The sequence below is a fragment of the Pseudonocardia sp. N23 genome (genome assembly GCF_002583555.1).
Taxonomy (GTDB): Bacteria; Actinomycetota; Actinomycetes; order Mycobacteriales; family Pseudonocardiaceae; genus Pseudonocardia.
The window spans coordinates 11,467-29,362 of sequence record NZ_BEGX01000010.1 but is presented as its reverse complement, the minus strand read 5'-3'; the positions used below and the strand labels follow the sequence as shown (position 1 = coordinate 29,362).

Here is a 17,896-nt window from a genome sequence, read left to right as displayed (position 1 = left end):
CAAGACCGACGGCTCGAACATGGACGGCGCCGGCTCGCCGATCCCCGAGGGCGCACGAGTCCAGCTCGACCCGAGCATCGACGTCGACACCATCCCCGGCATCAGCAGCGGCGAAAAAGCGATCGCGAAGGCCCTGCAGACCTACGGCGCCTACGTCGGGGACAACGGCGGCGCCCGCATGGCGCTCATCGCCGAGTACGCCCCCGACTCCGACGCTTACTCCCAGGCCGGGCTCTCCGGGGACTTCGTCGCCCTCGACCACATCCCGTGGGCCAAGCTCCGCGTCCTGTCCGACTGGAGCGGCGGCACCCAGACCACTCCCGCCGACACCGACACGGGGACCACTGACACCGGCGCCGCCGACACGACCCCCCTCGACTCCGCCTCCGACTCAGGCTCGGGCTCGGGCTCTGGGGAGGTCGACCCGACCGCGGCGACCTGCGGAAACGGGCCGCGATGAGCCGCCCCCGCCGCCGCGAGGCGGCCCACGCCCTGCGTGCCTCGTCTTCGGTAACCGGCCGCCGACCCGCCCAGATCGATCGTCTCGTGACCAAGGAGCAGTGACCATGCCCGTCACCACCACCGTCGGCGCCCTGGCCGTCGCCGCCGCGCTGGCCGCGGGACCGGCCCTGACCACCACCCCCGCGCTCGTCGCCGACCAGACCGACACCAGGACGTGCACCGTCCACACCACCACCGACACCACCACCGCCGACACCACCACCACCAAGGACTCCGACATGACCGGTGGCCCGGGCGGGGGCGGTGGACAGCTCACGCCCGAGCAGGCAGCGAAGCTCCTCGGGCAGGTCCGAGAGCTGGTGACCTCACTGACTCTCGCCGGCTCGGATACCCGCGCCGCGGCGCTGAGCTCGGGCATCCGCGCGTTGGGGATCACGCCCTCGGTGGCCGCTGGCTGGCGCCAGCGCGTACACGACCTCGCCGATTCGACGCTGTCCGCCATGGGCAATGACCCGGCCGCCGGAACGCTCGCGGTCGCGCTGGCCAAGGCCGGCTACTCCCCCACCCCCGCCGACCTCCGGACCAGCATCGAGAAAGCCGCCGACACCAGCACGGCCACAGGTGCAGGCACGGGCGGGGGGCCCGGGCCGGTGATCGTGCCCAGCGCCGCGGCCGGGTCCGTGCTGCTCGCCGGTGGCGCTCTCGCCGCCGCGGTCCGCGCACTGCCCGCCGACGGCCTCCAGGTCTGCGGACTCGACTCCAACCCCGGCGACAGCGCCGCAGGCGTCGCCGACCCGGGCAACGACGCTGGAGCAGGCACCGACGCTGGTGCGGGCAGCGGTGCCGGTGCGGGCGGGTGGTCGGCCGAGGCGGACGCCCTGCTCGCTGAGCTGACCGGCAACTCCGATCCCGCAGCTCGCCAGCTCGCCCAGATCATCGAGCAGGCCCGCGGCAAGGGGACAGGGACCGGCAACACCGTCAACGACCAGGTCACCGAACGCGGCAACAACACCTCCACCACCGGAAGCGACACCGGCCGGGGAGGCAGCGACACCACCACCGGTGGCGACACCACGGCCCAAGACACCAGCCACGCGGGTGGCGGCTCCTCCGGCTCGGGGGCCGCGACCGACACGACGTCCACCGGCGGCGCGGAGGCGTGGGAGGCGAAGGCCCAGACGTTGGCCGACGAGCTGTCCTCCGCAGGAGACGACCCGGTCGCACGCAACCTCTCCGAGCAGCTCGCTGCCCAGGGCATCACCGGCCGCGGCCAGCAGTCCGACACCACGAATAGCACCGACACCAACACCACCGGCACGACCGCGGGGGCGGGCACCTCCTCGACCTCCGACGGCGCCGCGGACGCCAACCGTGACCAGGACAGTGACCAGGACGACAGCGACCAGGACAGTGCTCAGGACTCGGGCAGCGGTCAGCAGAGCACCGACGACGATCAGAGCTCCGACGACCAGGACCAGGAAGCGCAGGACGACGAGAAGTCCCAGGACCAGCAGGGACCGCAGGACCAGGGAACCTCGGACGACTCGGCGACTGCCGGCGGCCAGGGCAGCGACACGCAGTCCGGCTCGGATGCCACGACCAGCACGAACACCACGTGGGACAAACTCGCCCAGTGTGAGAGCGGTGGCGACTGGGCCATCAACACCAACAACGGCTACGGCGGCGGCCTGCAGTTCGCGGCCTCCACTTGGAAGGCTTACGGCGGCGACCAGTACGCGCCGAGCGCGGACCAGGCCACCCGTGAACAGCAGATCGCGGTAGCGGAGAAGGTCAAGGCCGACCGCGGCGGCTATTCGGCCTGGCCCGCATGTTCTCGCAAGCTCGGTCTGTCGTGACAGTCACCGGACACCACTCCGGTCAGGCCGCAGCACCCGGGCTGGGCCCGGGGCGGCGGCGGGCGGGGACGGTGGCGGAGTTCGTTGCCGAGCTCGAGCGCGCGGCCCGCGCTGGAGCGGGGCAGACCCGGATCGACCAGGTCGATCTCACCGAAGCCGCGGCCGCCGCGGCCCGCTGCGCGGCCGCGGGCCGGGACGGTGATGCGGGGGCGGTCGCGGCGCGAATGGGGGGCGCCGCGGCCGCCATGACCTCCCTGGACCTGCCACCCGGGGCGGTCGAGCCGGTGAGCTGGGCCGGGTTCGGTGCGCTGATCCCGGTCGTGTCCGGCTCCCCGGGGGCGGGCGCGTCGGTGGTCGCCGCGGCGATCGCCGACCTCCTGCAGCTGGCCGGGCGGTGCGTGCTGCTCATCGACGCCGCCGACCCCGCCCGGTCTGGGCTGGCCGCGGCCGCCGAGGCCGAGGGCCCCTGGACCTCGCCGCTGACCCCCGACCTGTCGTTGCGCTACTCCTGGCGCGGCCAAGCCCTGCTCGCTCGGTTGGAGAGTTCGCTGCCGGTGGTCACGCCGGGGATGGTCCCGGCGCCGCCGCAGTGGCTGCCCGAGGTCGACCCGCTGCACGTCACCGTGGTCGATGTCGGCCATGACGGCTGGCGGGCTGCGGCCAGTCCGCTGGCCGGGGCGGGCGGCTGGCTCCGGCTTGGGACCCCGGCGCAGCGTCCGCTGCTGGTGGTCCGCCCGACGCGGCCGTCGCTGCGTCACGCCGAACAGGTCCTCGCCCGCCTCGAGCCCTGGGTCAACGTCGGTGCCGCGACCTACCCCTACCAGCTGGTCGTGGTCGGCGGGAAACGCTGGCCCGCCGGGGTCGTGGGCGCGGCCGGGCGGCGGCTGGAGCCGATGACCGACACCGCGGTCTTCCTGCCCCACGACGACGACGTCGCGATCGGCGGTGTCACCCCTGAGCTGCTGCCCGACCGGCTCCTCGACGCGCTCGCACCGCTGTTGACCCGCTGGAACCTGCTCCCCCCGCCTGCCTCCCGTTCCCGAAAGGCACCCCGATGAGCCTCACGTTGGCCCTGACCGACCACACCTTGCGCTGGATGAGCACGTTGCCGGCCCAGATCCCGCTGCCCGCCCAGATCCCGAATCCGGGGGCGACGGCCCCGCCCGGCGCGGACAAGATCACCCAGGTCATCGGGTACGTGAAGTGGGGGGCCGGGGCTGCCATTGTGCTCGGCTTCTTCGCCGGCGTGGCGATGTTCGCCGGCGGGCGGATCGCTGATCACCACCGCTTCGGGCGGATGGGCGCGATCACCATCTTCGCCTCGGTCGGGTCGGCGTTCCTCTACGCCATCGGCTACGTGCTGCTGTCCACCATCGCCGGCAACGCCTGACCCGGGGATGACGACGATGAACCCCAACGGGGCACCGTTCTCCCCCGACGAGCAGACCCGCCCCACTCCCAGCTCACCGTTCCCGCCGCCGACCGGCCCCGGGTCCCCGGTCACCGCCCCCGGTTCACAGCCGCGGCGGGGCCGGGGTGGGCTGTTGCTGGCGAGCTTGGGAGCGCTGGCGATGCTGCTGCTCATCGGGCTCGTCGCGGTGACCCTCGGGCTGGGCAAGGACCCCGACCCGGGCTCACCACCGGCCGACCCGGTCACCGGGGAACCCGGCTGGGACCTGGCCGCCGAGACCGCGCTGGCCACCCGCCCGATGCCGCAGCTGCCCGAGGCCGCAGCCTTCCCCCACGCGCTGAGTACCCGCACCCCGCCCGCGCTGATCACCCTGCCACCCGCGGGTGGCCGGAACGGCGTACTCGCTGACCAGTTCCCGCCCACTCCGGAGGGGGCGTTGGCGCAGCTGGCCGAGCTGACCCGCGTCGGGCTGCAGGGGGCGGACCCCAAGGCCTACGAGCTGGCCTATGCCTCGATCACTGCCCCGGGCGCGCCGGGGGTCGACTCCACGGGGATGCACCGCACCTTGGTCGACGCCCGCCGCGCCGGACGGCTCCCGATGGAGGGAGCGCTGACGAACCTGTCCATGACGTTCACCCCAATGGCCGGGCTGATCAAGGGCACCACCGACGGCGGCCGCTACGCCGTCGTCTGCGTAATCGGCGAGGTCGACGTAACGGCTAACGGCACGCCGATCACCAGCACCGGCGGGGACTGCCAGGCGCTCCGGTGGAACGGGCGGACCTGGCAGATCGCCCCGGGGGCCGCGGCCGCTGCAGGTCCGATCGCGTGGCCCGGATCGGATGAAGCACTCGACGCGGGCTACCTGCCGCTGCGGAGCCCCTGATGCCGACCAGCCTCATCCCTCACATCCCCGGTATCAGCGACGGCATCGAGTCGGCGTTCAACACGGTCCTCGACTCGATCATGAAGGCGATCTGGTCGGCGTCGGTGTGGCTGCTGCGCACCGCGTTGGAGCTGGTCGACGGGCTGCTCGCCTTCAACACCGACTTGGCCGGGGCCGACGGCATGCCTGCGGCAGGGTCGCCGTTCTCGACGGTGTGGCCGACGCTGCTGTGGATCGCCGGGGCGGTCGCGCTCGGGCTGTTCTTCTGGCAGCTGGCCGTCACCGTGCTGCGCGGCGGGGTCGGGTTCTGGCGCGTCGCGTCGGGCCCGGTCGCGTTCGGGGTGGCGTGCGCGCTGAGCCTGGGCGTGGTCACGGTCCTGCTCGGCGGCGCCGACGGGCTGACCCAGCTGCTGCTGCAGAAGGGCCTGTCCTCGGACAACTTCGTCGGCATCCTCGACGGCGCGAAGCTCGGGAAGGTCTTCACCGACACCCCGCCCGACCTGGGCGATCAGGTCGAGGGCAGCGCCCGCTCGGTCGTGTTGGGCATCGTGAGCGTGTTCGGGGTCATCCCCGCCGGGATCGGCTACCTGCTGGAGATGGTCTTCCGGCAGGCGGTGATCCTGGTGCTGGTCGCGACGCTGCCGATCACCGCGGCCGGGTTGATGACCAACACGACCTCGAGCTGGTTCTGGCGGGCGCTGCGCTGGACGATCGCCGCGATCATGCTCAAGCCCGCGCTGGCCCTGGTGCTGGTCATCGGGGTGAACATGCTCGCCCAGCCCTCAGGGATCGGTGGGCTGCTCGCCGGCGCCGGGGTGCTGCTGGTGTCGCTGTTCTGCCCGCTGGCGGTGTTCCGGCTGCTCGCCTTCGTCGAGCCCGGCACCGCCGCCGGAGCCACGTTCCGCTCCAACCTGTCTTCCGCGTCGGGCTCCTCGGGTTCGGGCTCGGCGGGCGCCGCGGACGGCGGCTCGAGCGCGGAGGAGTCCAACACCTCCCGCTTCGACGCGGCCAGCTCCGGCTCGTCCGGGGGCGGCAGCTCCTCCGGCTCGTCCGGCGGGTCCGGTGGTGGGGTGTCGCAGCTGGGCGGGCTGGTCGGCGGTGCGGCCGCGGCCGCGACGAGTTTCGGCAACGCCCAGATGGACGGGGCCGGGATCGGCTGGGGCTACGGCGGCCCGGCCGGTGCTGGGAACAGCAACAGCAGCAACCAGAACCAGGACCGCTCCCAGCGTGACCCGAACTCGACGGACTCCTCGTCGGGTTCGGGTGGTGATGGGTCCGCGCCGGTTGATGGTGGGCTGCCGGTGTCCCCGGACGCCCCCGCGCAGGCGATCGCGCCCCCGACACCGGGCGGGGCACCGGCCGGGGTGAGCAGCGGCCCGGGCGGCGGCTCCGGCGGTTCTGGTGGTCCCGGTGGTGGGGGCGGCGCGGCCGCGGCGGCTGACGTGCCGCCGGTCGCATGAGCACCCGCACCAGCAGCGACACCGCGTCGGTGCGGTCGCTGCGGATCTACCGCGAGCTCAACAACCGTGAACGCGCCGGGTGGGTACTGGGGCTGACCCCGGCCCAGGCCGTCGCGCTGTTGGCGCTGGTCGTGCCGGTGCTGCTGAGCTTGTCGGCCGGCCGGTGGGTCGCGGCGTTCGGCTGGCTGCTCGTCGACGGCCTGGCTGCCGCGCTGATCGTCGTCCCGGTCCGTGGCCGCTCGGCGTTCCGCTGGCTCGCCGACCTGACTTTCTTCCAGACAGGAGTCCTGATGCGCTGGTCGCTGTGGCAGTCCAAGGCCGCCACCGGGCTGCCGGGTCCCCGCGAAGAACCCGACCTCCCGGGCGTGCTGGCCCGGGTCGCGTTCCCCGACGGCCCGCCGTTCCGTGACCAGGGCCGGTTGTGCCTGATCCACGACACCGGCGACGGCCGCTGGGGTGCCACCGCGCGGCTGACCCACTCCGGGGTCGGGATGCTGTCGGACGCCGAGTGCGAACGCCTCGCCGCCCGGCTGGGGAACCTACTCATCGCGATCGGGCACCGCGAGGTCATCGACCGCATGTCCCTGCTGGTGCGCACAGTCCCCGACGACGGCACCGAGTACGACGTCTGGCGCACCGCTCACGAACACCCGGGCGCCCCCGACCTGGCCCGGCTCGCGACCGACGAGCTCGACGCCACCATCGGCTCGGTGTCGGTGCGCACGGAGCTGTTCGTGACGGTGTCCGGCACCGAGTCCGCGCTGCGCCGCCCCGCCGCCGCTGCCGGCGGCGGGACCGCCGGGCGCGCGGCGGTGCTCTACCGGGTCCTCGACGGTCTCGACGACGCGCTGAAGTCCCTGGGCATCCGGTCGGTGAGCTGGTTGACCAGCGCCGGGATGGCCGAGGCCATCCGCACCGGGTTCAACCCGGCCGCGGCCGCGGTCCTGACCAACCAGCAGCTCGTCCACGCCGGAGCCGTGTCGGCCGGCCAGAACGGCGGTGTGGGGCTGCCGATGGCCGCGGCGGGCCCGACGTTCGCCCCGACCCCGGCCGCCCGCGCGTATCACCACGACGGGTTCTCCTCGGTGTCCTACGCGGTGATGATGCCCGAACCCGGCACCATCTTCGGCTCCCTCGGGCCGCTGCTCGCCGTCCGGACCGCCGGGGAGCGGCGCACCCTGGCCATCCACTACGAAGTGCTCTCGGCGCGGGCGGCGAACCGGGCGGTGCAGTCCAACCGCTTCCGCAACAACGTCATGACCGACTGGAAGGCCAACAAGGGCTTCAACACCACCGCAGCCGAACACCGCAAGGCCGGCGGGGCGCGCAACCAGGAGTCCGCGGTCGCCGCCGGGCACTCGATGGTCCGGTTCACCGTCGCCGCCTCGATCACCGTCCCGGCCGGGTGGAACCTCGAGGACCACGCCGCGAAGCTGGAGAACGACGCCTCGGGCCGGTTCCGGCTGCTGCGCCTGGAGCTCGCGCAGGACAGCGCGTTCGTCGCCGCGGCGCTGCCGGTCGGGATCGGGCTGCCCCGCCTGCGGGGGGCGCTGGACTGATGCGCCTTCCCCGCTCCCCCCGACCTGCCCGATCCGCCCGCGCTGCCGGGGGCCCCGCGTCCGGGCCGCGGGACGCCCACGACCTGATGAGCCTGTTCACCCCGGGCGCCGCGATGAGCCCCGCCCGCTCCGCGGCCGGCGACGGCCTCGACGACAAGGACCCGCGCACCGAGCGGATCAACCGCGCGCTCGCCCCGCGCCGCGGCCGCACCGAGCCCGGCAACGGATGGGCGCCGGTCGAGGCCGCCGCCCGGGTCCCGGTCTACCAGGCCACCACCGGCGAGATCGGCGGGTTGTTCCCGCTGCTCGCCGCGAACGGTGTCCCCGCGATCGGCGCCCGCATGGGCTACGACGTGCTCTCCGGGGGCGCGTTCTACTGCCACCCCATCGAATGGCTGCTCCGCGGCCTGTCGACCAACCCGAACATGGTCATCTTCGGCGAACCCGGCCGCGGCAAGAGCAGCACCGTGGTGGCGTTCTGCCTGCGGATGATGCTGTTCGGGATCAAGACGCTGATCTCCGGGGACGTCAAGGGCGAGTACACCCCGCTGCTGCGGTCGTTGGGGATCACCCCGATCGCACTCGGCCGGGGCAGCTCGGCCCGGCTCAACGCACTCGACCTCGGCCCGCTCGCCGCCCGCTGGTCGGGCTGGTCCGCTGCACGCCAGCGCGAGGAGCTCACCGGGATCCTGGCCCGCTGGACCAAGCTGCTCGCCGCACTCGCCGAAACCCAGGGCTACCAGCCCACCGTCACCGACGAGCTCGTCCTCTCGGTGGTGCTGCGCCGCCTCGTCGGCGCCGAGGCCGGCGCGACCCGGCTGCGCCCGATCACCATCCCCGACGTCGCCCGCGCCCTGGCCGACCCCGACGCCGACCTGTGGCAGGTCGCCCGGTTCGCCGGGCCCCGGGAGTTCCTCGACCACACCCGCCTGATCACCGACGCCCTGTCCAACCTCGTCCACGGCCCGCTCGCGGGGCTGTTCGACGAGCCGACGAACTTCGCTCTCGACTGGGACGCCCCGATCCAGTCGATGGACCTGTCGCTGCTGCGCTCGAGAGGAGATCAGGCCATCGCTGTGGCCCTGACCTGCCTCGGCTCCTGGTCCTCGATGATCACCGATCTGCAGGACGACGGCGAGATCCGCATCGTCGTGCGCGACGAGGTGTGGCGCCAGATGCGGCTCGGGCTGCGGGCGGTGCACGCCGTGGACTCGGACCTGCGTCTGTCCCGTGCGGAACGCAAGATCCAGCTACTGGTCATGCACAAGCCCTCGGACCTGCTCTCGGTCGGCGCCGCCGGCTCCCAGGAGGTCGCGATCGCCAAAGACCTCCTCGCGCTGTGCTCGACCCGGATCCTGCTCGGCCAGTCCACCCGCGTCGCCGATGAGCTGGCCACCGAGCTCGCGCTGTCCGAGCGGGAGCAGGACGTCACCAACGGGTGGGCGATGGAACGCCGCGGCCGCGCGCTGTGGAAGATCGAGAACCATCCGGGGTGGAAGGTGCAGACCGTCCTGTCGGCCACTGAGCAGCGGATCTTCGACACCAACGCCCAGCTCCGCGCCCACACCCCCGCACCAGTCCCCCAGCACGGGGACCCACAGCAGCAGCCGGGTCCCGGCTCGGTAGGTGCTGCGGCGTTGCTGGGGCGGGTCAACGGCCACCACCTCGGGGTTCCCCGGTGACCAGCCCGCACATCCGTGTCCTGGTGGGCCGGCGTCGCTGGGTGGTCGCGGCCGCGGCCGGGCTCATCCTGCTCACTGCCGGCGCCGGGACCGCACAGGCCGCCGACAACGAGCCACTCGCCGGGGCCCGGCCGCTCGCGGGGGTCGCTCCGGGCGCTGCGGTGTCGTGCGGGTGGCGCGCGGCGGCCGCCGACCTCGCCGCGGCCACCGCCACTGCCACCGACCCGCGCGCGAAAGCCATCCACGACGCGCTCGTCAAGGCCGGGCTCAGCACCAGCACGCCCGCCACCTGCAGCAGCGGGACCGGCCCCGGGGCCGGCACGGGCGCGGGCGCCGGGACAGTCGCTGAGCCCGGGACGGGAGCGGTAAAGGGCATCGACGACGGAGCGCCTGGCGGGGGCCGGACGCTGACCGTCGGTACGGGCGGGGCCTACCGCGACATCAGCGCTGCGGTCGACGCCGCCCAGCCCGGTGACACCGTGCAGGTCTCCGCGGGCACCTACCCCGGCTTCGCCGTCTCCCGCGACGGCGCGCCGGGCAAGTGGCTCACCATCGCCGCGGCACCCGGTGCGGCGGTCGTCATCGGCGGCGGCGACTCATCCGGCTCGGGCAACGGGCTGGTCTCCCTCGACGGCCGCTCCTGGGTCCGGCTGGTCGGGCTGACCATCAAGGGCTCGTCCAGTCACGGCATCTACGGCGACAAGATCGACCACATCGTCGTGCGGGACTGCGAGGTCGCCGACTCCCAGGACGGCGGCATCGTGCTCTCCAACGGCCGCGACGTCCTCGTCCAGGACGCCAACGTGCACGGCAACAACGCCCGCGGCACCTCGGCCAGCAACGAGGCCATCTCGATCGTCGGGACGAAGACCTTCGAGATCGTCGGCTCGACGGTGCACGACAACGGCGAGGAAGGCATCGACGCCAAGTACGAAGCCTCCGACGGGCTCATCCACGACAACCAGGTCTGGGGCAACCGCGGCCCGAACATCTACCTCGACTCCGCCCACGACCTCACCGTCACCGGGAACAAGGTGTGGGGGGCCACCGAGGCCAGCAAGTCCGGCATCGGGCTGGCCGTGGAGAACTACTCCACCACCCGCCGGCTCGCGAACATCACCGTCTCCAACAACGTGGTGCGCGACAACGTCGGCGCCGGGATCGACTTCTGGATCGAGTCCAGCGGGCAGCTCTCCGACGTCACGATCACCGGCAACCACATCGGCGCCAACGGCCGCGGCGGGATCACCTACAACACCAGTGACCTGAGCGGGATCACCGTGCGCGCCAACACCTTCGGCGACGGCAACACCCCACCCGCCACACACACCGGCGTGACGCTGCTCGACAACGTCACCGGCGTCATCCCCAAGGTCACCAGCGCACTGCTCGACCGCGGCGGCTCCGGCTCCGGCGACTCGCAGCCACTTCTCGGGACGGACCATCAATGACCACCAGCCCGCACCCGGCCACTCGGCCCGCGTCCACCCGGCGGCGGGGCCGGCTCGGACCGGCCGTCGCGCACGTTCTGGCTGCAGCAGCCGCCGCCACAGCGCTGGGTGTGCTGCCGATGGCCGCCTCCGTCTCCGCGGCTTCGCCACCCCTGGCTCCCGGCGCCGCGCATCCTGCCGCCTCGTCGCCGACCGCCACCACCACCAGCGTGCTGGTTCTCGCCCCGGCTCGACCGCCACGCGACGACGTCGCCGGACCGGCACCGGCCCAGCCGAGACCGGCCAGCTCCGCGCCGGGCTCCGCCCGCGCGGCCAGCACCGGCGCCGGTGGCGCGTTCTATCAGGCGGAGCGGGCGATCTCGGTCGGGCAGCTGCTGTCGACGCAGAGTTCGTGCACCGCCACGGTCGTCTCCTCGAACACCGGCAGTGTCGCGGTCACCGCGGCGCACTGCGTGTTCTGGCCCGCGGCCGGGCCGATGGCCGGCGCGTTCCCGAGCCACGGCTGGGTTCGGCTGGAGCAGTTCATCCCCGGCCGCACCGGCGACGGCACCCCGTACGGGCGCTGGCAGATCGAGCGGGCCTGGGTCGACCCCCGGTGGCGCGACACCGGCGACATCGCCTACGACGTCGCGTTCCTGCTGATCCGCCCGCAACGCGGCCGCAGCGTCCAGGACGTCGTTGGCTCCCAGGGCATCGCGTTCACCACCCCCGCGGCCGGGACCGCGGTCACCGCGCTCGGTTACCCGGTGGAGGCCCCGTTCGACGGGCGCACTCTGCGGCGCTGCTTCACCAGCGCCGTCGCGATCGACCCCAGCAGCGACAACGCGCTGACGATGCCGTGCGCGATGACCCCGGGTGCCTCCGGCGGGCCGTGGCTGACCGGCTTCAACCCGGGCACCGGCGCCGGGACCATCGTTGCCGTCACCAGCTTCCACGACGACACCGGCCTACTCTCCGCGCGTCCCCTCGGCGACATCGGCTACGCGCTCTACCAGAGCTGCCGACCAGAACAGCGGTGCTGGCCAGAACAGCGCCGCATGAGCACCGGCACCGCCCGCCCGGACCGGGTCCAGGGCCATCGACCGGTGCGCGGGGCCCGAAACTCGACAGGCGTCGGGTAGGCCGGCGGTGGGTTTGTCACGCACCACACTGGTCGTCGCCGCGGTCGCGGTGTGGTTCCTGCTCTGCACCGCGGTCCTGGGCGGGTTCGCCGCGATCGCCACCCTCGGCGGCGCGCTGGTCGGGGGCTGCGGCGGGGACGGCGGCACCGGCGGGGGCAGCCAGCAGATCGGGCCGCGGTCCTGGTCGGCCGAGCAGACCGCCAACGCCCAGACCATCGTCGAGATCGCCGTCGCCCGCGCCCTGCCCCGACGGGCGGCGGTGATCGCCGTCGCGACCGCGATCGTGGAGTCCCAGCTCAACAACGTCACCTACGGCGACCGCGACTCCCTCGGTCTGTTCCAGCAGCGTCCCTCCCAGAGCTGGGGCAGCCCAGCCACCATCCTCAACCCGGCCCTGGCCACCGCCACCTTCTACGACCGCCTGCTGCAGGTCCCCGGCTGGGCCAGCATGCCGGCGGGGGTGGCCGAGCAGGCCGTGCAGCGTTCGGCGTTCCCCGAGCGCTACGCCCCCGCCGAGACCCCGGCGGCCGCGCTGGTCGAGCGGTTCTGGAAGGGCCCGGACAACCCAGTCCCGCCCGCCGACGCCGCGATTGTCTCCGGTGCCGACGCGCAGGCCGCGGCGTTCGCGACCCTCGGCTGCTCAGATCAGGGCGGGTCGAGCATCCAGCTGTCCCCCGAGGATCTGGACCGCCACCACATGCCGCCCGGGTTCACCCTCCCGGCCGACCCGCCGCAGCGCGCCGCGGTCTCCTACGTCATCTCCAAGATCGGCGCCTCCTACGTGTGGGGAGCCAAGGGCCCCAACGCGTTCGACTGCTCCGGGCTGATGCTCGCCGCCTGGGCCTCGGCCGGCGTCCCGATCCCCGCCGGGACCGTCGCCCAGCGCAACGCCGGCACGCCCGTGGGATCGCTGTCCCAGCTCGCCCCCGGCGACCTGCTGCTCACCCCGGGCTCGCTCGGGTCGGCGACCAACCCGCGCCACGTCGGGATGTATGTCGGGCACGGCGTCGTCGTCGATGCCTACGACAGCTCCACCGGCGTCATCGTCTCCCCGCTGTCGAAATGGACCCCGCAGATCGTCACCATCCGCCACATCGCCGGCCCCGCCGGCGAACCCTCCACATCCTCAGCGCTCGCCGCAGGAGCCACCCGATGACCAGCACCTCCTCGTCCCAGCGGACCGCGATTTCCGAGCAGGACCTCGCGCTGGCCGCGCTCGGGTTCGGCCTGGCGATGGCGGCCTTCGCCGCGGGCGGGCTCTTGGTCGCCGCTCTGACCGTGGCGGCCCCGCTGGCCGGGGGCGGGCTGTTCTGGGCGGCCCCCGGCCAGGTCGCGCCGCTCGGGTTCGCGATCCTGACCCATCTCTCCGATCCCGGTGCCGCCGTCGGGGCGCCGTGGTCGGTGAGCCTCGCCGGGCGCCCCGGCCTCTACTGGGTCGTTGCCGGGGTCCTCGAGCTGGTGTTCTTCACCGCCGCCGGCGTGGGCGGGGTGTGGGCGTGGCGGCGGTGGGGACCCGGCCCGGCCGGGCACGCCACCCGCGCCGAGATTGCCCGCGAACTGTCGCTGCCTGCTGCGCGGCGTACCGCCGCGTGGACCCGCCCCAGCCTCTCGCCGGCCGAACGGCGCCGCGCCCCGCTCGAGGAGGTGGCGGCGCCGCTGCACCGTGACCGCCGCGGCCGCCCGCTGTGCACGCCGTTGGAGAACCCCACCGGCACCCTGGCCCCGACCCAGTCGGGCAAGTCGCGGCGCGACCTCGTGCACAAGGCGCTGGCCGCACCGGGGGCGCTGCTGTGCTCAACGACGAAACCGGACCTGCTCGAGTTCGCCGCGCTCGCCCGGACCCGCCGCTACCTCGCCGGGCCCGTCCTGGTCTTCGACGCTACCGCCGCCGCCAGCTGGCCGGCGCGGCTGCGCTGGTCCCCGGTCCAGGGCTGCCACGACCTCCCGACCGCCTACCGGCGCGCGCACACCATGGTCGAGGCGTCCGCGGTCGCTGTCGAAGCAGGCGGCGGGGGCGGTGCCGGTAACGACCGGGTGTTCCGCGAGCGGGCGACGTTCGTGCTCGCCGCCTACCTGCTCGCCGCCGCGCTCTACGGGCGCGGGATCGAGTCGCTGATCCGGTGGGCCACCACCAAACCTGCTGACCTCGAGCCCGTCTCCATGCTCGAACGTGACTACCCGCAGATCGCAGCCAACCTGGCATCAGAGATCGGGATGGTCGCGCGCACCGCCGACGCCGTGTGGATGTCGGTGCGCCGGGTCATCGAGCCCTTCCTCGACCCCCGGCTGCGTGAGCTGTGCTCACCGCTGCACGGGGACGGGTTCGACGCGCGCTCATTCATCGGCCGCCAAGGCTCGGTGTTCCTCATCGCCGGCGAGCACCAGGCCGCCCAGGCCACCCCGCTGCTCGCCGCGGTCGCCGAGCACTGGCTGACCACCGCCCAGGAGATGGCCCTGGGCTACCCGGCCCGGCGCCTGGACCCGCCGGCCACCGCGGTGCTCGACGAGCTGGCCAACGCCACCCCGCTCCCGCAGCTGCCCGACATCGTCTCCGACTCCGCCGGCCGTGGCGTGGTGATCCACTGGGCGGCGCAGTCGTTGGCGCAGCTCGAAAACACCTTCACCCCGCCCCGCGCCCGGCAGCTGCTCGACAACACCACCACCCTCAGTGTCTGGGGCGGGCTCAAGGACTCCCACGCCCTGGAATGGCTCTCGACCCTGGCCGGGCACCACGAGCAGGTCCGCGCGCAGCACCACAGCGAGGGATGGTGGAGTGGCGGCGCCGGCCGCAGCTCATACGGCCTCGAGACCGTCCCCACGCTGCGCCCTGGTGAGCTCCGGACGCTCGAACGCGGCCGCGTGCTGATCCTGCATCGGGCGCTGCAGCCGTTCCTCGCCCGTACCGTCGACGTCGCGCAGCGACCCGACTGGCAGCAGATCCGTGCCGATGTCAGCAGTGTTCGAGCCGGCCACATCGCAGTCGACGATCGAGGATTCGCCCAGCCGGACGCCCCCGGCGTGGTTCTCCCCAGCGGTAGCGTGGGACGCTCCTATGGTTCGTCAAGGTGATGCGGGAGCGCCTCGAGCTGGCGGTAGAGCTGACGGCTGATGTAGCGCTTGAGGCAGCGTTTGATGTCACGGTCGGTCCTTCCCTCTGACCCCGGCGACGCCCGGCGCAGGCCCGAGTGGACTGGTCGTAGCGCAACCGGGATAGCACGATGTTGTGCAATGCCCGGTTGAGCTGGCGATCTCCCGAGCGGTTGAGCCGGAAGCGGCTGTCTTGCCCGAGGATGCCGGGATCGGGGCAGCACCATCGAGCATGGCGAACGCGGCATCGCTTCGACACCTCCCGGGATGTGACCACGCGGCCAGCACGGTCGCGGCGTTGATCAGGCCCACTCCCGACCGCTCGAGCAGGTCGGGCCGCCATGAACCCACGATGGCCCGGATCGCGCGTTCATGCTCGGCCGCCTCGGCTTCCATCGCCCGGACTCGTCGAGCCAGAGCCCGCAACACCGACGACGCGGTGAACATCTCCACTCCCGTCCTCGCCGCGGGTCCACTCCCGTCCTCGCCGCGGGGCGCAGCCGTGTTGCGGTGGCCAGCATCATCTCTTGGGTGGACTGGCCGCGGAACCGGGCTCGGATCGGTTTCGGGGCGGTGATGACCAGCGCGCGGAGTTGTCGTTGCCCGGTCGTGGCTGCTGCGATCGCAGCCCGTCGAGCGCTGAGGAGCTCTGCAACGCTGCCCGGTCGGGCCCGGTCTTGGGCTGGGCCAGCCGCGTGCGTGACAACGCGTCGCGGGCGGCGCGTTCGGCATCGATCACATCTGATTTCGCCCCGGCGCGTCGAGCCGGTCGGACCGGCCGATCGAGCTCGATGACCAGTTCTTCGCGCTCGGCGAGGTGACGGGCCAGGCCGGCGCCGTAGCCGCCGGTGCCCTCGATGGCCCAACCACGAAGACCGCCGTGGTGTTCGGCGAGTGCGACGAGTTCGGTGTAGCCGTCTTCGTCCGCGGTGACCGTCGCGGTGGCCAGCACTGCTCTGGAACCGATCGCGACGAGGGCGGCGGTGTGGGTCTCGGCGTGGGTGTCGACCCCGATGACGAGCTCGACCATTTCTGCCAGCATGGGCATGCGTTCTCCTGACCTGGACGGACGTGGGTCCGGTCCGGATCGGAGTTCGGCAGGATTGTGACGGGACACCCCAGCGGCTATCTGGCGGTCATGCTCCTGATTCCGGCCGGGCCGGCGCCGACAACAACGAGCGGGCAAGTCCCGTCAAAGGCATCACACCAGTCAGGCCAAGAGCCACGCCCGTCGTTGTCATCACCAGCCCACCACCACCGGACTGCTCAGACCACCCTCACAGTCAGTCCAGCCACATCACGTCAAGCGGCGTGGCGTGGCCTCGGATGGGTAAAGCTCCTGGTAGGCCGGCGACTGCCTAGATCAACTCATCCGACCAGGAGCTTCGAAGTGTTCTCCTACCCGTCCGGGATGACCGCATCCAGCCGCGCGCTCGGCCCTGCTGGCCGACGCACTGCGAGTGCACAGCGCCTAATACTGCAACGGCAGTTGGGCGTGTCGTGAGAGGGTTCAGCCTGGTCGGGCGGTGATGATCACCGCGTGGTTGATCTTGCCGGGTGGGTGGCCTCGTTGGACGCGGTGGTGGAGCTGATCGCGGGCCGGTTGCGCAGGGCCGAGCCCCGTCGGCGGGTCGGGACCTACCTGCGTGGACTGCTGGCGGGCTTGGAGCGCAAGAACGGCTGGACGCTGGCCGAGCATGCGGGGGCGGTGTCGCCGGACGGGATGCAGCGGCTGCTGCGCACCGCGGACTGGGATGTCGACGGTGTCCGTGACGACCTGCGCGGCTACGTGATCGACGAGCTCGGCGACCCCGTGTCCGGGGTGTTCATCGTGGACGAGACCGGGTTCATCAAGAAGGGCCTGCGTTCGGCCGGGGTGCAACGCCAGTACACCGGCACCTCCGGGAAGATCGACAACTGTCAGCTCGGGGTGTTCCTCGCCTACGCCTCTACCAAGGGGCGGGCGTTGATCGACCGGGAGCTCTACCTGCCGGTCTCCTGGACCTCCGACCGTGAGCGCTGCGCGCGGGCCGATGTCCCCGACGACATCGAGTTCGCGACCAAGCCGCAGCTGGGGACCGCGATGCTCGCTCGCGCGCATGCTGCCGGTGCGCTGACGCCGGCGTCGTGGGTGACCGCGGACGAGGCCTACGGACAGAACCCCGGTTTCCGCGACCAGCTGGCCGAGTGGGAGATCCCGTTCGTGCTGGCGACCCGCAACGACGATGTGCTGACCAGCCCGGACGGCAACCGACGCCCCGCGAAGGTTCTCGCCACCATCGCCGGGGCACGGCAGCTGATCACCGACCCCGACACCGAGGGGTGCGAGTGGGAGCGGCGGTCGATCGGGCCGGGCGCGCACGGGATGCGGGTCTATGACTGGACCGCCGTCGCCCTCGACGCCGAGGGTCTCCCGGCCGGGTGGGGGCACTGGCTGCTCGTCCGCCGCCAGACCGAACCCGCTGAGGGCAAGACGGTGCGTGAGCTCGCGTTCTACCGCTGCGCAGCACCCGCGGACACGCCCCTGCGCGAGCTGATCCGGGTCGCCGGCGCGCGCTGGGCGATCGAGGAATGCTTCCAGACCGCGAAGAACGAAGCCGGGCTCGACCACTACCAAGCCCGCTCCTACCGGGCCTGGCACGCCCACATCACCCTCGCGATGCTCGCCGCGGCCTACCTCGCCGTCACCCGCGCCACCGAACATGCCCGCGAGGCCGAAAAGAGGGATCCCCAGCCGGTCGGCGCACACTGATCCGGCTGTCGGCCAACGAGATCCGCCGCCTCCTCGCCGCGCTCGTCTTCGCCCCACTCACCTGCCTCGACCACGTCATGCACTGGTCGCACTGGCGACGCGAACGCCAGCAACAAGCCCGCGACTGCCACTACCGCAGACGCGGCGAACGACCACCGGACCGATGAAC

General features: G+C 72.8%; 14 protein-coding genes and 1 pseudogene. 13 read left to right on the top strand and 2 right to left on the bottom strand.

Translation table 11 applies throughout. From position 1 onward, the window contains the following. The 12 genes and pseudogenes from TOK_RS05225 to TOK_RS05170 all read left to right on the top strand — a co-directional run. Positions 1-460: pseudogene (locus TOK_RS05225) on the top strand (hypothetical protein); the annotation flags it as partial. A 106-nt stretch (positions 461-566) separates the two neighbouring features. Beyond that, on the top strand, positions 567-2,318 hold the full coding sequence (locus TOK_RS05220; protein ID WP_098956652.1) for a transglycosylase family protein: 1,752 nt from the start codon (positions 567-569) through the stop codon (positions 2,316-2,318). Then, positions 2,315-3,376, top strand: coding sequence for a hypothetical protein (locus TOK_RS05215; protein ID WP_253258191.1), 1,062 nt, complete (start codon positions 2,315-2,317; stop codon positions 3,374-3,376). Before TOK_RS05220 ends, TOK_RS05215 begins: the two co-directional genes overlap by 4 nt. Continuing rightward, positions 3,373-3,708, top strand: coding sequence for a hypothetical protein (locus tag TOK_RS05210; protein ID WP_098956649.1), 336 nt, complete (start codon positions 3,373-3,375; stop codon positions 3,706-3,708). Before TOK_RS05215 ends, TOK_RS05210 begins: the two co-directional genes overlap by 4 nt. Before the next feature lie 16 nt (positions 3,709-3,724). Continuing rightward, on the top strand, positions 3,725-4,615 hold the full coding sequence (locus tag TOK_RS05205; protein ID WP_098956648.1) for a hypothetical protein: 891 nt from the start codon (positions 3,725-3,727) through the stop codon (positions 4,613-4,615). Further along, a complete protein-coding gene (locus TOK_RS05200; RefSeq protein WP_098956647.1) occupies positions 4,615-6,075 on the top strand; it encodes a hypothetical protein in 1,461 nt (486 codons plus the stop codon). Before TOK_RS05205 ends, TOK_RS05200 begins: the two co-directional genes overlap by 1 nt. Next, complete coding sequence (locus TOK_RS05195; protein ID WP_098956646.1) at positions 6,072-7,634, top strand: SCO6880 family protein; 1,563 nt, start codon at positions 6,072-6,074, stop codon at positions 7,632-7,634. The genes TOK_RS05200 and TOK_RS05195 overlap by 4 nt, the downstream gene beginning before the upstream one ends. Before the next feature lie 86 nt (positions 7,635-7,720). Further along, on the top strand, positions 7,721-9,316 hold the full coding sequence (locus tag TOK_RS05190; RefSeq protein ID WP_253258190.1) for an ATP-binding protein: 1,596 nt from the start codon (positions 7,721-7,723) through the stop codon (positions 9,314-9,316). Then, entirely contained in the window at positions 9,313-10,767 is a 1,455-nt protein-coding gene (locus TOK_RS05185; RefSeq protein WP_098956644.1) for a nitrous oxide reductase family maturation protein NosD, read from the top strand. The genes TOK_RS05190 and TOK_RS05185 overlap by 4 nt, the downstream gene beginning before the upstream one ends. After that, positions 10,764-11,888: a trypsin-like peptidase domain-containing protein gene (locus TOK_RS05180; protein ID WP_253258189.1), complete on the top strand. Its 1,125-nt coding sequence runs from the start codon at positions 10,764-10,766 to the stop codon at positions 11,886-11,888. Before TOK_RS05185 ends, TOK_RS05180 begins: the two co-directional genes overlap by 4 nt. A 7-nt stretch (positions 11,889-11,895) precedes the next feature. Next, complete coding sequence (locus TOK_RS05175) at positions 11,896-13,044, top strand: C40 family peptidase (protein WP_098956643.1); 1,149 nt, start codon at positions 11,896-11,898, stop codon at positions 13,042-13,044. Then, positions 13,041-14,957 (top strand): type IV secretory system conjugative DNA transfer family protein, encoded by a 1,917-nt coding sequence (locus TOK_RS05170; protein ID WP_098956642.1) that lies wholly within the window; start codon positions 13,041-13,043, stop codon positions 14,955-14,957. The genes TOK_RS05175 and TOK_RS05170 overlap by 4 nt, the downstream gene beginning before the upstream one ends. Before the next feature lie 66 nt (positions 14,958-15,023). Here the strand turns inward: TOK_RS05170 and TOK_RS35240 are convergent, their stop codons facing one another. Further along, entirely contained in the window at positions 15,024-15,371 is a 348-nt protein-coding gene (locus TOK_RS35240; RefSeq protein WP_374754858.1) for a transposase, read from the bottom strand. A 124-nt stretch (positions 15,372-15,495) separates the two neighbouring features. Beyond that, the gene (locus tag TOK_RS33210) at positions 15,496-16,023 is read right to left on the bottom strand and encodes a transposase (RefSeq protein WP_216361857.1); all 528 of its coding nucleotides are present in this window, start codon (positions 16,021-16,023) and stop codon (positions 15,496-15,498) included. Positions 16,024-16,515: 492 nt separating this feature from the next. On the opposite strand from TOK_RS33210, the gene TOK_RS05160 reads away from it, so the two are divergent. Then, complete coding sequence (locus TOK_RS05160) at positions 16,516-17,727, top strand: IS701 family transposase (RefSeq protein ID WP_098956641.1); 1,212 nt, start codon at positions 16,516-16,518, stop codon at positions 17,725-17,727. The last annotated feature ends 169 nt before the right edge of the window (positions 17,728-17,896 follow it).